The organism is Aeromonas sp. 603404, from assembly GCF_049171775.1.
GTDB lineage: Bacteria > Pseudomonadota > Gammaproteobacteria > Enterobacterales > Aeromonadaceae > Aeromonas > Aeromonas veronii_A.
Window position 1 is genome coordinate 59222 of sequence record NZ_JAAKPE010000007.1, and the last position, 15762, is coordinate 74983.

Sequence of the window (15762 nt, forward strand, 5' to 3'; positions counted from 1 at the left end):
AATTTTATCGAAGTTTCGGGAAGCAGGCCAGAGAATAGCGGCCGTCAGGATCGCAAGCGCAGTTGCCCTTGTGTAAGCTAGGCGGGTCTTTTTACGTGGTTGAATGAAAACATATGTGGCTATTTCTCTGGCGTGCGTCCCTGCTCTATGTCTTTCCCCTGCTGATGTGGGCCTACTGCCGCATCAAGGATATCGAGTTCGCCGAGCTCGATACCGGCGTCAACAGCCACAAGTGGGTGGTGCTGGCCGCCTACCTTATCTACGTGGTGCTCTGGATCCTGGTTAACCGCTATCTCGAACTCTTCCTGCGCCAGCGGAGCCGTAAATGATCGAGCCCGGGCTCTGGGTCATCCTGCTGCCAGCCGCCGTGCTGGCCCTCGGGCTTGGTTGGCTGATCGGGCGACGGGCCGCCACGGCACAGGCTCAGGAGCTGATGCTGGCGCAGGAGCGGCATCAAGCGTTGCAGGATCGCTTCGACGAGTTGCAGGATGAGCGCATGCAGGGCCAGCAGAAGCTGGATCAGCAGCAGACCCTGCTCATCAAACTCACCGCCCGACTCAAGGATGCGGAAGCGACCCTGCGCAGCGAACGGCTGGCCGCCGCCGAGAAGCTGCAACTGCAACAGGAGGCGGAGCAGCGCCTCAGCCAGCAGTTCGAGAATCTCGCCAACCGGATCTTCGAGCAAAACTCCGGCAACTTCCGCGAATTGAACCAGAATAGCCTCGATCTGCTGCTCACCCCGCTCAAAGAGCAGCTCGAGGGCTTTCGTCGTCAGGTGGGGGAGACCCACGCCCAAGAGACGGCCCAGCGCCACAGCCTCAAGTTCGAGCTGGAGCGCCTTGCCGAGCTCAATGCCCGCATGACCGAAGAGGCGGCGGCGCTGACCCGCGCCCTCAAGGGCGACAGCAAGCAGCAGGGCAATTGGGGTGAAGTGGTGCTGGCGCGGATCCTCAGCGAGTGCGGTCTGCGCGAGGGCCACGAGTACCACACCCAGGTCAATATCGAGGTGGAGAAGGGCAAGCGCTACCAGCCCGACGTGATCGTCCACCTGCCGCAGGAAAAAGACATCATCATCGACGCCAAGGTGTCGCTGACCGCCTACGAGCGCTGGTATAACGCCGATGACGAGCTGGAGAAGGCGGTGGCGCTCAAGGAGCACGTCGCCTCGGTGCGCAATCATATCCGCGAGCTGGGTCGCAAGGATTACCAGCAGCTGCCCGGGGTGCGTACCCTCGACTATGTGCTGATGTTCGTAGCGGTAGAGCCCGCCTTCCTCACCGCGATGGAGGCCGATCCCTCGCTGGTGCGTTACGGCCTCGACAACAACATCCTGCTGGTGAGCCCCACCAATCTGATGGTGGCGCTGCGCACCATCGAGAACCTGTGGCGCTACGAACGGCAGAACCAGAATGCCCGCCAGATCGCCGAGCGGGCCGGTCGCCTCTACGAAAAGCTGCGGCTGTTCGTCGAGGAGATGCAGCAGATGGGTGGCAGCCTGCACAAGGCGCAGGAGAGCTACGACAAGGCGATGGGACGGCTGGTCAACGGCCGTGGCAACCTGATTGCGCAGGTCGAGCGTTTCCGCGAGCTGGGGGTTGAGGTGACCAAGAGCCTGCCCGAGCCGCTGGTTGAGCGGGCGCTGGAGCGTGACAAGGAGCGGGAGTAGTTTTTCCCTGCATCGCCATCCGCAAAAGGTCCAACCCCGGTTTGGGCCTTTTGCCATTTAACTTTGTTAACAGGCGATGGCTCCCATTCCCACTCGTCTTCTGAGTTTTTGGTATTGCTGGCCAAAGCTGGTTGTTTTTAGAACTGCACTGGTTGGTTGAGTCAATATATGAGCTGCGAGATAAAACATCCCTCGTTGTTTTAATGTCTGCGATCCATATTCCCCCCAACGGCTACCCCCTGTCTCATAGCTCGCTTCTTGCAAGGCGAAGATAACTTTCTCGGTAGGGTATGTATCTTCCTTACCGAATTGACCGAAAAACGAAGCGCGGAAGTGCCCAACAATATCTGGTGTAATATCCATCAAAAACCCTCTTTGTAAGAAGTAACCTCACGGTTACGCAATTAGAATGAGGGAGTTTGGAGTATTGCTCAACTCATTGTTTATAATGGTTTTTCATTGGCGAATTCGTCATGTGAGGCTTTTGGTTTTATGTCTGACCATGTAACAGGCAAATAGAAACGGCCCACCGAAGTGGGCCGTTTCTATTTGCAGTGCCGGTGTGGATCAGCGGCTGGCTGCGCGGGCGCTCAGTTCGGCTTTCTCGCTATCGCTCAGGAAGGCCAGGGTCAGGCCGTTCTGCTGGGCAGTGCGGATTTCGCTGGCGGTCATGCCAGCGGCCGGAGCGGCCACCTCATATTCGTGGGGCAGGTCGATGCCCTCTACTGCCGGGTCGTCGGTGTTGAGGCAGGCCAGTACACCGGCAGCCAGGAACTGGCGGATCGGGTGCTCGGTCAGGCTCGCTACCGTGGTGGTCTGGACGTTGGAGGTGAGGCAGGACTCGATGCCGATGCGGTGCTCGGCCAGATAGGCCATCAGGGCCGGGTCCTGAATCGCTTTGACGCCGTGGCCGATACGCTCGGCGCCCAGCTCGCGAATGGCCTGCCACATGCTCTCGGGGCCAGCGGCTTCACCGGCGTGTACGGTGACGCGCATGCCTGCATCGCGCACCTTGCGGAAGTGGTCGACAAAGAGTTCGCCCGGGAAACCCAGTTCGTCACCGGCCAGATCGATGGCGACCAGCTTGTCGCGGTGAGCCAAGCAGGCGGCCAGCTCCTGATTGCACTGCTCGGTGCCGAAGGTGCGGCTCATGATGCCGATCAGGTTGGTCTTGATACCGAAATCGCGGCTGCCAGCGGCCACGCCGTCGATGATGGCTTCCACCACGCCCTGCGGGTGCAGCTTGTGGGCCATCGCCATATAGGCCGGGCTGAAGCGCAGTTCGGCATAGTCGATACCGGCGCGCAGCAGATCTTCCACGTTCTCGTAGGCGACCCGGCGGCAGGCGTCATAGTCAGCCAGCACGGCCACACCCCAGTCCAGTTTCTTCAGGAAGGTAACCAGACTCGGCTCGTTTTCGATGATCTGTACGTGGGGGCGCAGCGCTTCCAGCTCGAATGCGGGCAGCTGGATATTGTGTTGGCGACCCAGCTCGAGGATGGTTTGCGGGCGGATGTTGCCGTCCAGATGGCGGTGCAGGTCGGTCAGGGGGAGAGATCTGTCAATCATGGGGGCGCCCTCGTCGAGTCAGGTTTGAAAGCCTGCCATTCTAGGCGGGGCTTTCAAAAAAGATACCCCGTTTATGGTTAAACGGGGCTCTGGCAGGCGGTGATTTGTCAGGGCGTGATGGGAATCGTTTTTCCCCGGGACTCAGGAGAGATCGAGTTCCTTCAGCTTGCGGGTGAGGGTGTTGCGACCCCAGCCAAGCAGGCGCGCCGCCTCCTGCTTGTGGCCGTGGGTGTGTTCCAGTGCCGTCTCCAGCATGATCCGCTCGAACTGAGGCATGGCATCGGCCAGGATGTCTGTCTCTCCCAGCGCCAGCTTGCTGGCCACCCACTCTTGCAACTGTTGCTGCCAGCAACCGGGCAGCGCCGGTTGGCCCGGTTCGGCGTTGTGGGTGATGGGGGTGAGCAGCTCGGCAGGCAGGTCGCCGACCAGCACTTCTTGCCCCGAGGCCATCACGGTAAGCCAGCGGCAGACGTTCTCCAGCTGGCGCACGTTGCCCGGCCAGGGCAGGCGACTGATATAGGCCTGGGTATCTGGGTGCAGGCTCTTGGCCTCGACGTTCAGCTCTTTGGCGGCGCGTAGCAGGAAGTGGCGGGCCAGCTGGGGAATATCCTCACGGCGCTCCTTGAGGGCAGGAATATGGATGCGAATGACGTTGAGGCGGTGAAACAGATCCTCGCGAAACTCGCCATCGGCCACCCGCTTTTCCAGATTCTGGTGGGTGGCGGCGATGATCCGCACGTCTACCTGCACTGGCTGGTGGCCGCCGACTCGATAGAACTGGCCATCGGCCAAGACACGCAGCAGCCGGGTCTGCACATCCAGCGGCATATCGCCGATCTCGTCGAGAAACAGGGTGCCGCCGTCGGCCTGCTCGAAGCGGCCGTGGCGGATGTTGTTGGCGCCGGTAAAGGCCCCCTTCTCGTGACCGAACAGCTCGGATTCGATGAGATCTTTGGGGATGGCCGCCATGTTGAGGGCGATAAAGTTCTTGTGAGCACGCGGGCTGTGCTTGTGCAGCGCATGGGCGACCAGCTCCTTGCCGGTACCGCTCTGGCCGTTGATCAGCACCGAGATGCTGGAGCGCGACAGGCGGCCTATGGCACGGAACACCTCCTGCATCGCCGGCGCCTCACCGATGATCTCCGGGGTGGCGGTGGCCTCTTGCTGGCGAGACTTGCGCTTGGTGCGCTGCTCCTTGAGGTGATTCTCGGCGCGCCGCACCAGGGTCACCGCTTCGTCGATGTCGAACGGCTTGGGCAGGTACTCGAAGGCGCCGCGCTGGTAGGCGTTGACCGCACTGTCGAGATCCGAGTGGGCGGTCATGATGATGATGGGCAGATCGGCCTGACGACGGTGGATCTGCTCCAGCAGGCTCAAACCATCGATGCCCGGCATCCGGATATCGGAGAGGATCACATCGGGCGAGCGCAGCTCAAGGGCGTGCAGCAGGGCTTCGCCATCGGCAAAGCTCTCGCAGTTGAAGCCTTCGCTGCCGAGAGTGCGCTCCAGCACCCAGCGGATAGAACTGTCGTCATCGACGATCCACACTTTGGCGGTCATGGGGTTCCCTTACTTGCGAAGCGGTAGAAAAATGGTGAATTCGGTGTGACCCGGCCAGCTGATGCAGTCAATCCGCCCCTTGTGCTGGTCGATCAGGTTCTGGGCGATGGAGAGGCCGAGTCCGGTTCCCCCCTCCTTGCCGGTGATCATGGGGTAGAACAGGGTGTCGCGAATGGCGTCCGGAATACCGGGGCCGTTGTCGATGATCTTGATCTCCGCTGCCAGCCGGTAACGCTGGCCGTGGATGGTGATCTGGAACGCGGTGCGGGTCTTGATGCGGATAAGCCCGGTCTGATCGCCCAGCGCTTCGGCGGCATTGCGCACTATGTTGAGAAACGCCTGCTGCAGCTGATCCGGCTCCATCTCGAATTCGGGGATGCTGGGATCGTAATCCCGTTCGATGCGAACAGAGGGAGGGAGTTCGAGCTCCACCAGTCGGCGTACCTGCTCCAGCACCGAATGGACATTGTGCATCTGGTGACGGCCGGGGCGCTGGGGGCCGAGCAGCCGATCGACCAGTACCCGCAGCCTGTCAGCTTGTTCGATGATGATGCCGGTATATTCGCGCAGCGCCGGATCCGGCAGCTCTTTTTGCAGCAACTGGGCCGCGCCGCGCAGGCCGCCGAGGGGATTCTTGATTTCGTGGGCAAGCCCGCGCACCAGCTCCTTGGCCGCCAGCTGCTGGGCATGTTGCTGCTGCTCCTGACTGATCTTCTTCTGCTGGTCGATCTTGCGCAGCTCCACGACCAGCAGACGCTGTTCGTGGTCGGCCATGGGGGTAGCGCTCAGCTCCACCAGTCGCGGTTCTCCCTCTACCACCAGAGTCACTTCGCTATCGGTAAAGCCTTGCCCTGAAACGAGGCACTGCTTGAGCCGTTGCAAATCGAGGGAGATATGTTCCAGCAGATGAGGCAGTTCGATGCCGATCAGCCGGCGTTCACTGAGGGAGAGCAGCTGTTCAGCCGCCGGGTTGACGAATTGGATGCAGAGCCGTTCATCCATCAGGATCACGGCGGTCAGCAAATTATCCAAGAGTGTTTTGGCGTTGTCCGAGCGGGTTGGCACAGGTTTCTCCCTAAAACGGTGCTACACACCTATTATGCACCGATATGGTGCATAGAGTTTACCCGCATCGGTGCGCTATATCACCCTTGGTTGGCTTTGGGGGTGGGTTTGGGAGCCGGAGTCACGGTCGCTCTATGCAGGTAAAAGGTGACTGGTGTAGATTTAGCAAGGATCGTACCGTCTTTGGCGAGCAGCTCGAGCTGAGCTTCGTGGGCACCGCGATCGACATTTTCGACCCGGATAGAGAGGCTGTTGCTGACGATGGGGGCTGCCTTGCCATCCAGAGTCAGGCGCACATCATACTGGGTTGGCGGTTTGGGGCTGATTTGACCCTGAAAGACGATATTGCCTGTGTTGTCGCGCAGGGTGCTGCCCTGTTCAGGGGAGAGCAGCTCGATCACCAGTTTGGCCGCCTCCTGCTCCTTCTTGACATCGGCGCCAGTCAGGCTGTTGAAGTTGTCTACCTGTACCGAGCTGGGGGCGCTACCCAGCAGGGGAGCAGCCCGCAGATCCACCTCCTTTACGTTTTTGCCGGGAGGAGGGGCATCCGTGTAGTGGGTAATGCCATTGCCATCGACCCAGGAGTAGACCTTGGCCGCATGAGTACTGAATGAGGTCAGTAACAGGAGGGTAATTGCTCCTATGCCATGTATCTTGTTCATCCATCTCTCCTTGACGGTATCTTGCTTAATCCTATCAGAGAAAAAACCCGCCATCTGGCGGGTTTTGTCACGATTCGGCAAGCTGCCCCAATCTAAATGGGCTGTCTGCTGCGACTTAGACGGAGTAGTACAGTTCGAACTCCAGCGGGTGCGGGGTCATGCGCACACGGTCAACATCCTGCTGTTTCAGTTCCAGATAGGAGTTGATGAAGTCATCGCTGAACACGCCGCCACGGGTCAGGAACTCGCGGTCAGCATCCAGAGCTGCCAGGGCTTCGTCCAGAGAGCCAGCAACGGTCGGCACTTCTGCAGCCTCTTCCGGCGGCAGGTCGTACAAGTTCTTGTCCATGGCATCGCCCGGATGGATCTTGTTGATGATACCGTCCAGACCGGCCATCAGCTGGGCTGCGAAGGCCAGGTACGGGTTGGCAGCCGGATCCGGGAAGCGCACTTCGATACGACGAGCTTTCGGGCTCGGTACCACCGGGATACGGATGGAGGCAGAACGGTTGCGGGCAGAGTAGGCCAGCATGACCGGTGCTTCATAACCCGGAACCAGACGCTTGTAGGAGTTGGTGGTCGGGTTGGCGAAGGCGTTGATGGCCTTGGCGTGCTTGATGATACCGCCAATGTAGTGCAGCGCCATCTCGGACAGACCGCCATACAGGTCCCCGGCGAACAGGTTGACGCCGTTCTTGGCCAGAGACTGGTGGCAGTGCATGCCGGAGCCGTTGTCACCGAACATGGGTTTCGGCATGAAGGTGACGGTCTTGTTGTAGGCGTGGGCCACGTTGTGGATCACGTACTTCAGTACCTGTACTTCATCTGCTTTCAGCGTAAGAGTGTTGAAGCGGGTAGCGATCTCGTTCTGACCGGCAGTGGCCACTTCGTGGTGGTGAGCTTCAACGACCTGGCCCATCTCTTCCAGCACCAGACACATGGCGGCACGGATATCCTGGGAGGAGTCGACCGGTGCAACCGGGAAGTAACCGCCTTTCACGAACGGACGGTGACCCTTGTTGCCATGCTCATAGGCAGTGCCGGAGTTCCATGCGGCTTCTTCAGATTCGATTTTCACGAAGCTGTGGCCCATGGTGTTGGAGAAGGTGATGTTGTCGAACATGAAGAATTCCGGCTCCGGCCCGAACAGCACGGTGTCAGCGATGCCGCTGGACTTCAGGAAATCTTCTGCACGCTTGGCGATGGAGCGCGGATCGCGGTCGTAGCCCTGCATGGTGGCAGGCTCCAGTACGTCACAAACGATGTTCAGGGTGGTCTCTTCGGTGAACGGGTCCAGCTTGGCGGAGGCTGCGTCCGGCATCAGTACCATGTCGGATTCGTTGATGCCCTTCCAGCCGCCGATGGAGGAACCATCGAACATCTTGCCGTCTTCGAAGAAATCTTCATCAACCTGATGAGCAGGGATGGATACATGCTGCTCTTTACCCTTGGTGTCGGTAAAGCGCAGATCAACAAACTTGACTTCGTGTTCCTGGATCAGGGCCAAAACGTTCTGGGCTGACATGCTAAGTAACCTCCGGTGTTAAAACTCTCTGGGTGAATGCGTCGTCGTATTCACATAAGCCAGTATCGTGCCAAGTTTGTGACAGCTTGATTTCAGGGCAATCTCGCTGAAGAGGCTCCCCAAAATCAGGCGATCTCGACTCGCGTTGCATCAATTTAGTGCGATGGTGGATCGTTTTGGTGCACTGTAATGGTGCGCGAAATACGGTCACCGCCCATCTAAGCAGGGTTTGTCAGAGAGGTCTATGATCCAGATCTGTTGTTATGCGCGAATGTACTGCAATTCTGCTAGGCAGATCACAAAGGCAAGAGTACAATTAGCGCCCAATTTTACCCGGTGATTGAGGCGAGAATGTTAGAGAATTTACGCAATATTGCGATTATTGCGCACGTTGACCACGGCAAAACGACTCTGGTTGATAAGCTGCTGCAGCAGTCCGGCACCCTGGACCGCTCCACGGAAGGCCAGGAACGGATCATGGACTCCAATGATCTGGAACGGGAACGTGGCATCACCATTCTCGCCAAGAACACTGCGATCCGCTGGAATGACTACCGCATCAACATCGTTGATACCCCGGGTCACGCCGACTTCGGTGGTGAAGTAGAGCGCGTACTGTCCATGGTTGACTCCGTGCTGCTGCTGGTTGACGCCGTAGACGGCCCGATGCCGCAAACCCGTTTCGTGACCCAGAAAGCGTTCGCTCAGGGTCTGAAGCCGATCGTGGTCATCAACAAGGTTGACCGTCCGGGTGCTCGTCCTGACTGGGTAATGGATCAGGTATTCGACCTGTTCGACAACCTGGGCGCGACTGACGAACAGCTGGATTTCAAAGTTGTTTACGCCTCTGCACTGAACGGTTGGGCCACCATGGATCAGGACGTCGAGTCCGAAAACATGGAGCCGCTGTTCCAGGCCATCGTTGACAACGTTGAAGCGCCGAAGGCTGATGCCGAAGGTGGTTTCCAGATGCAGATCTCCCAGCTGGACTACAACTCCTACGTGGGCGTTATCGGTATCGGCCGCATCACTCGTGGTCGCGTCAAGACCAACCAGCAAGTCACCATCGTTGGTGCTGACGGCAAGACCCGTAACGGTAAAGTCGGTCAGGTGCTGGGTTACCTGGGTCTGTCCCGTACTGAAGTTGCCGACGCGCAAGCGGGTGACATCATCGCTATCACCGGTCTGGGCGAGCTGAAAATCTCCGACACCATCTGTGACAACGGTGCCGTTGAGGCCCTGCCGCCGCTCTCCGTTGACGAGCCGACCGTGAACATGACCTTCCAGGTCAACACTTCACCGTTCGCCGGTAAAGAGGGCAAGTTCGTGACCTCCCGCAACATTCTGGAGCGTCTGAACCAGGAGCTGGTCCACAACGTGGCCCTGCGCGTGGAAGAGACTGATGATCCGGACAAGTTCCGCGTATCCGGTCGTGGTGAACTGCACCTCTCCATCCTGATCGAAAACATGCGTCGCGAAGGTTACGAGCTGGCGGTATCCCGTCCGGAAGTAATCCTGCGTACTGTTGACGGCGAACTGCAAGAACCGTTCGAAACTGTGACTGTGGACGTTGAAGAAGCGCACCAGGGTTCCGTGATGGAGCAGCTGGGTCTGCGTAAAGGCGAAATGACCAACATGACCCCGGATGGCAAGGGTCGTGTCCGCCTGGACTTCATGATCCCGAGCCGTGGCCTGATCGGCTTCCAGACCGAGTTCATGACCATGACCTCCGGTACCGGTCTGCTGTACCACACCTTCGACCACTACGGTCCGCACAAGGGTGGCAGCATCGGTGAGCGTCAGAACGGTGTGCTGATCTCCAACGCAACCGGTAAGGCACTGACTTACGCCCTGTTCGGTCTGCAAGACCGCGGTCGTCTGTTCATCGGTCACGCGACCGAGGTGTACGAAGGCCAGGTAATCGGTATTCACTCCCGTTCCAATGACCTGACTGTTAACTGCCTGAAAGGCAAACAGCTGACCAACATGCGTGCCTCCGGTACCGATGAAGCTCAGGTGCTGACTCCGCCGATCCGCATGACTCTGGAACAGGCTCTCGAGTTCATCGACAACGACGAACTGGTAGAAGTGACTCCTAAGAACATCCGTATCCGCAAGAAATTGCTGACCGAGCTGGATCGCAAACGCTCTGGCCGTGGTTAATGCCATGTGCTGAGTCTCGGCAGCCCTTGCGGCCGCTGACGGTTCACTAATAAACGGACCCAAACCTCTGGTTTGGGTCCGTTTTTTTATGCTTGTGATCCGCTCTGGCCATGCCGATGAGGTCGTTCAGGCCACCGGTAATGGGGCTGATGAGCGTTGAGGGAAAGTCGTGGGGATGGACGAGATAAAAAAGCCGCAGCGGGTGAACGCTGCGGCTTTTTGCTTGCTTACGGTGAGCGTTACTGGCGCCAGAAGGAGGGGAAGAAGAGCACGGCGACCGTCAGGATCTCCAGTCGTCCCAGCAGCATGCCGAATGACAGCAGCCATTTGGCCGATTCCGGCAGGCTGGCAAAGTTGGTGCTGGGGCCGACCACCGGGCCCATGCCCGGGCCGACGTTGGCAACGGCGGTGATGGAGCTGGATATGGCTGTCAGGGGGTCAAGCCCGATGGCGCCCAGCAGTGCGGCTATCATCAGAATGATGGCGAAGTAGGCCAGCACGAAGGAGATCATTGAGCGGATGATGGCGTCATTGACTGTCCGGCCGTTGTACTTCTGGGGAAATACGCCGGAAGGGTGCATCAGTTGGCGCATCTGCTTCTTGAACAGGGCAAAGGCCACCTGTACCCGGAAGATCTTGAGGCCGCCCGCAGTGGAGCCAGAGCAGGCCCCAAGAGCCAGCAGCACGATGAAGACGATGCTGGCGAGCGGCCCCCAGGTGCCGAAGTCACCAAGACCATAGCCGGTGGTGGTGAGTACCGAGACGATGTTGAAGCAGCTGATGCGCAGGGCATCCCAGAAGCCGAACAGATCTCTCTCCCACAGATAGAAGGTCATGATGACTGTGACCCACACCACCAGCCAGAAGAAGCCGCGCACCTGGGCATCCTTGAGCAGGCTGTAGTCCCTGTGATTCAGGCTCTGCACATAGAGTAGAAAGGGCAGGCCGCCGAGGAACATGAACAGGGTGCCAATCCAGTGTGCCGAGTTGGAGAAGTGGGACATGGATTGATCGGAGGTGGAGTAGCCGCCGGTACTGAGGGTGGTCATGGCGTGGTTGATCGCCTCGAACATATTCATGCCGCTGGCCCAGTAGGCCATGAAGCAGAGCATGGAGAGCACCAGATAGACCACAACGATGTTGTTGGCGACCGTCTTGGCACGCGGGGCGCTTTTGTCTGACCAGTCCGAGCTCTCGGTCTGGAACAGCTTCATGCCGCCGACGTTGAGATAGGGCAGTACGGCAACCGCCATCACGATAAAGCCGACCCCCCCCAGCCACTGTAGGATGGATCGCCACAACAGGATGCTGTGGGCCATGTTGTCGAGGCCGGATAGCACGGTAGAGCCCGTGGTGGTCACCCCCGACATGGTCTCGAAGTAGGCGTCGGTAAAGTTGATGTGGGTGATGAAGACAAAGGGCAGCGCCCCGAAGATACAGGCAACCACCCAGACCGAGGTGGTGAGCAGGAACATCTCCCGCACCCCCAGATGAAACTCCGCCTTGCGGCCGTAATGGAGGCAGAGCAGGGCGGCGCCGTGGGTGATCAGCACGGACTTGAGAAACTCGACAAATCCCTCTGACCCGGTGAGCAGTGCCAGCAAGGTGGGCAGCCACATGAAGAGCGCCAGCTTGGAGAGCACCAGCCCGAGGGTGAAGATAATGGGACGCAGTTTGATCATGTTCGATAACCTGGTCGTTGATTAACAAAAGACCCGGACCATCCCCTTGGAGGAGCTGAGCCGGGTCTGGTTTGACAGCCTGTGCGCATGAAGACGTTACAGGAAGAAGGGGCTTGGCTGGAACAGCCGCTCCACTTCCGGGATGTACTTCTTGTCCACCAGGAACATGACCACGTGGTCATCCTGCTGGATCTTGGTACGATCGTGGGCGATCAGCACCTCATCCCCGCGCACTACGGCACCGATAGTGGTACCCGGCGGCAGCTTGAGCTCGCCCACCGTCTTGCCGACCACCTTGGAGGTGTTCTCGTCACCGTGGGCAATTGCCTCGATCGCCTCGGCAGCGCCGCGGCGTAGGCTGTAGACGTTGGCGATATCGGCTCGGCGCACATGGGTCAGCAGGGCCGAGATGGTGGCCTGTTGGGGCGAGATGGCGATATCGATGGAGCCACCCTGCACCAGATCCACGTAAGCGCCGCGCTGGATCAGCACCATGGTCTTCTTGGCACCCATCTTCTTGGCGAGCAGCGCCGACATGATGTTGGCCTCATCCTCGTTGGTCACGGCGATGAAGACGTCGATTTGGTCGATGTGCTCCTCTGCCAGCAGCTCCTGATCCGCCGCATCGCCGCAGAAGACGATGGTGTTCTCCAGCAGTTCGGAGAGCTGCTCCGCCCGCTTCTGGTTGCGCTCGATGAGCTTGACGCTGTAGCGCTTCTCCAGCTGGCGGGCGAGACCCGCGCCGATGTTGCCACCACCGACGATCATGATGCGGCGGTAGGGGCTCTCGAGGCGCTGCAGCTCAGACATCACGGCACGGATATGGCCCGCGGCGGCGACGAAGAAGACCTCGTCATCCGCTTCGATGATGGTGGTACCTTGCGGGCGGATCGGGCGGCCCTGACGGAAGATGGCTGCTACCCGGGTCTCGATGTTGGGCATGTGCTCGCGCAGGGTGGAGAGGGCGTTACCTACCAGCGGGCCACCGTAGTAGGCCTTGACCGCCACGAGACCGACGCGGCCACCAGCGAAATCAACCACTTGCAGGGCACCCGGATACTCGATCAGGCGACGAACATAGTCGGTCACCAGCTGCTCCGGCGCGATCAGGTGATCCACCGGCACCGATTCCGGCAGGAACAGGCGATCCCGTTCGGTCAGATAGGCTGGTGAGCGGATCCGCGCCACCTTGTTCGGGGTGTTGAACAGGGAGTAGGCCACCTGACAGGCGATCATGTTGGTCTCGTCACTGTTGGTGACGGCGACCAGCATGTCGGCATCCTGAGCCCCCGCTTCGCGCAGCACCTTGGGGTGGGCGCCGTGCCCGTTGACTACCCGCAGGTCAAACTTGTCCTGCAGTTCGCGCAGGCGCTCGCTGTCGGTGTCGACGATGGTGATGTCGTTGTTCTCCCCGGCCAGGTTCTCGGCCAGGGTGCCGCCGACTTGGCCGGCTCCCAAAATGATGATTTTCATAGGGAACGTCTACTCACGTTGAGGCAGTAAAGGGGAGCGCCAGAACGGAGCTGGCGGCTCTCCCGAATGAGGTTTGTCATGCCCGGCTCAGAGCTTGACCAGTTTGGCGTAGTAGAAGCCATCCATCTCGGCTTCACCCGGCAGGAACTGGCGGCCCGGGCAGTCCGGGGTGTCCTGTTCGTGCAGCGGTACCAATTTGGCATCTTTGGTCGCGGCAAGGAAGGCACGGATCTGTTCGCGGTTCTCTTCCGGCAGGACGGAGCAGGTAGCGTAGAGCAGGGTGCCACCGCTTTTCAGCTTGCCCCAGAGGGCATTGAGAATACGGCGCTGCAGCTCGGCCAGCTCGCGGATGTCCTGATCACGGCGCAACCACTTGATGTCGGGATGGCGACGGATGACGCCGGTGGCGGAGCAGGGGGCATCCAGCAGGATGCGGTCGAACTGACCCTCCGGCCACCACTGTTCCGGTGCCGCGGCATCGCCATGGATCACCTTGGCGGTGAGGCCGATGCGGTCCAGGTTCTCCTGCACTCGCTTGAGGCGGTTTTCGTCGGCATCGACGGCGACCACGCCAGCCAGCTTGGGCTGACGCTCCAGCAGGTGGGCAGTCTTGCCACCGGGTGCCGCGCAGGCATCCAGTACCCACTCACCCGGTTGTGGGTCGAGCAGTGCCGCGGCCTGTTGTGCGGCACCATCCTGTACCGAGCAGTCACCGACCTCGAAGCCGGGCAGCTTGGTCACATCGCAAGGTCGCTCCAGCAGGATGCAATCCTCGCCCTCTTCACCGGCCACGGCATTGATGCCGACTTCAGCCATGCGAGCCAGCATGGCATCGCGGCTCTGGCGCTGGCTGTTGTTGCGGATCCACATGGGAGGGCGTTGGTTGTTCGCCTCCATGATGAATTCCCACTCATCGTGATAGGCCTGACGCAGGCGCTTGGTGAGCCACTCCGGATGACCGAGGCGAATGCTGGGAACGCGGTCGATGCGCAGCAGAATGACTTCGGCGCTGCGCTGGAAGTTGCGCAGCACGCCGTTGATGAGGCCACGCAGTGAGGTGCCTTTGAGCAGTTTGACGGCGTTGACGGTCTCGGCCACCGCGGCGTGAGCCGGAATGCGGGTGTAGATGAGCTGATAGAGACCGACCAGGATGAGGTAGTGGAAAATGCGGCTCTTGTTCTTGAGCGGCTTGTCCATCATCTCGTTGACTGCCGCATCGAGGCGGGGCAGCCAGCGCAGGGTGCCGTAGCAGAGTTCTTGCAGGAGAGCACGATCGCGAGGCGCGACCTTCTCCTGGGCAGCAGGCAGAACAGCGGAGAGGGATTGACCCTGATCCAGCACCTGTTGAATAACGAGAGCGGCCTGTGCACGTGTTTTCATAGAGTTACCTTAGATGCGCAAGTCGGGGCCTGGGCCCCGCTTGTGTCAATTCAATCCAGTTCAATTCAATTGCGTGCCGGGTTCAAACCAGTCGCGGCGAGAGTTGAGCAGATCCGAAACGGACATCGCCTTCTTGCCGGGCGGTTGCAGGGTCAGCAGGCGCAGTACCCCTTTGCCGGTCGCGATATCGATCCCCTGCTTGTCGGCCTTGAGCAGGGTGCCGGCGGGTTGGCCGTGGTCGATGTCGATGACGGCGGCTTGCCATACCTTGATGGTCTGGTCAGCTACTTCAAACCAGCTGATGGGCCAGGGGTTGAACGAGCGGATGCAGCGTTCGATGGCAACAGCCTCCATCGACCAGTCGATGCGGGCCTCTTCCTTGGAGAGCTTTTCGGCGTAGTTGGCCAGCGCATCATCTTGCGCCTCGGCAGCGGTTTCACCGGCAGCCATGGCATCGATGGTGTCGACCAGCGCCTGCGGACCCAGCTCTGCCAGCTTGTCATAGAGGCTGGCAGAGGTCTCGTCGGCGGCGATGGGGCAGCTTACCTTGCGGATCATGGCGCCGGTATCCAGCCCCACATCCATCTGCATGATGGTGACGCCGGTTTCGCTATCGCCCGCCCAGATTGAGCGCTGGATCGGTGCCGCGCCACGCCAGCGGGGCAGCAGGGAGCCATGGACGTTGATGCAGCCCAGACGCGGGGTATCGAGTACCGCCTTGGGCAGGATCAGGCCATAGGCCACCACGACCATCAGGTCTGCGCCAAGGGCGGCCAGTTCGGCTTGCGCCTCTTCCTTGCGCAGGGTAGCGGGCTGGTAAACCGGCAGGTTGTGGGCCAGTGCCAGCTCTTTGACCGGGCTGGCGGTGAGCTTCTGGCCACGGCCGGCGGGCTTGTCGGGCTGGGTATAAACGGCAACGACCTCGTGGTCGGAAGACAACAACGCCGCCAGGTGACGGGCGGCGAAGTCGGGAGTACCGGCAAAAATCAGTTTCAGCTTATTCAATGGGGCAGATCC

The 15762-nt window shown here is 59.9% G+C and carries 13 protein-coding genes; 3 read left to right on the forward strand and 10 right to left on the reverse strand.

The annotated features are described in order from the left end of the window. The first annotated feature begins 113 nt into the window (after window positions 1-113). Together G5306_RS11425 and rmuC are read left to right on the forward strand one after the other, a co-directional pair. Window positions 114-329, forward strand: a complete 216-nt coding sequence (locus tag G5306_RS11425; protein WP_160881925.1) for a hypothetical protein — start codon at window positions 114-116, stop codon at window positions 327-329. Further along, entirely contained in the window at window positions 326-1666 is a 1341-nt protein-coding gene (rmuC, locus tag G5306_RS11430) for a DNA recombination protein RmuC (RefSeq protein ID WP_421312895.1), read from the forward strand. Before G5306_RS11425 ends, rmuC begins: the two co-directional genes overlap by 4 nt. A gap of 66 nt (window positions 1667-1732) precedes the next feature. On the opposite strand, the gene G5306_RS11435 is transcribed toward rmuC, so the two are convergent. The 6 genes from G5306_RS11435 to glnA all read right to left on the reverse strand — a co-directional run bounded on the left by G5306_RS11435 (window position 1733) and on the right by glnA (window position 8047). After that, on the reverse strand, window positions 1733-2029 hold the full coding sequence (locus tag G5306_RS11435; RefSeq protein ID WP_421206314.1) for a hypothetical protein: 297 nt from the start codon (window positions 2027-2029) through the stop codon (window positions 1733-1735). Between the two features lie 204 nt (window positions 2030-2233). Next, on the reverse strand, window positions 2234-3235 hold the full coding sequence (gene add, locus G5306_RS11440; RefSeq protein WP_421231118.1) for an adenosine deaminase: 1002 nt from the start codon (window positions 3233-3235) through the stop codon (window positions 2234-2236). 141 nt (window positions 3236-3376) lie between these two features. After that, complete coding sequence (gene glnG / locus G5306_RS11445) at window positions 3377-4795, reverse strand: nitrogen regulation protein NR(I) (RefSeq protein ID WP_005339666.1); 1419 nt, start codon at window positions 4793-4795, stop codon at window positions 3377-3379. Between the two features lie 9 nt (window positions 4796-4804). After that, on the reverse strand, window positions 4805-5860 hold the full coding sequence (gene glnL / locus G5306_RS11450; RefSeq protein ID WP_005356202.1) for a nitrogen regulation protein NR(II): 1056 nt from the start codon (window positions 5858-5860) through the stop codon (window positions 4805-4807). 80 nt (window positions 5861-5940) lie between these two features. Beyond that, window positions 5941-6522 carry a DUF4124 domain-containing protein gene (locus G5306_RS11455; RefSeq protein ID WP_421212419.1) on the reverse strand — a complete coding sequence of 194 codons (582 nt, stop codon included), beginning with the start codon at window positions 6520-6522 and terminating at the stop codon, window positions 5941-5943. Window positions 6523-6637: 115 nt separating this feature from the next. Next, entirely contained in the window at window positions 6638-8047 is a 1410-nt protein-coding gene (gene glnA / locus G5306_RS11460; protein WP_005339672.1) for a glutamate--ammonia ligase, read from the reverse strand. Between the two features lie 351 nt (window positions 8048-8398). On the opposite strand from glnA, the gene typA reads away from it, so the two are divergent. Further along, window positions 8399-10210, forward strand: a complete 1812-nt coding sequence (typA, locus tag G5306_RS11465) for a translational GTPase TypA (protein WP_106844305.1) — start codon at window positions 8399-8401, stop codon at window positions 10208-10210. Between the two features lie 239 nt (window positions 10211-10449). Here the strand turns inward: typA and G5306_RS11470 are convergent, their stop codons facing one another. From G5306_RS11470 to fmt, 4 genes are all read right to left on the reverse strand, one after another. Continuing rightward, window positions 10450-11892, reverse strand: coding sequence for a TrkH family potassium uptake protein (locus tag G5306_RS11470; protein WP_216952300.1), 1443 nt, complete (start codon window positions 11890-11892; stop codon window positions 10450-10452). Between the two features lie 96 nt (window positions 11893-11988). After that, window positions 11989-13365, reverse strand: a complete 1377-nt coding sequence (gene trkA, locus G5306_RS11475; RefSeq protein WP_005339689.1) for a Trk system potassium transporter TrkA — start codon at window positions 13363-13365, stop codon at window positions 11989-11991. An 87-nt stretch (window positions 13366-13452) separates the two neighbouring features. Continuing rightward, entirely contained in the window at window positions 13453-14745 is a 1293-nt protein-coding gene (gene rsmB / locus G5306_RS11480) for a 16S rRNA (cytosine(967)-C(5))-methyltransferase RsmB (protein WP_069555587.1), read from the reverse strand. 60 nt (window positions 14746-14805) lie between these two features. Next, window positions 14806-15750 carry a methionyl-tRNA formyltransferase gene (gene fmt, locus G5306_RS11485; protein WP_421172637.1) on the reverse strand — a complete coding sequence of 315 codons (945 nt, stop codon included), beginning with the start codon at window positions 15748-15750 and terminating at the stop codon, window positions 14806-14808. Window positions 15751-15762: the final 12 nt, after the last annotated feature.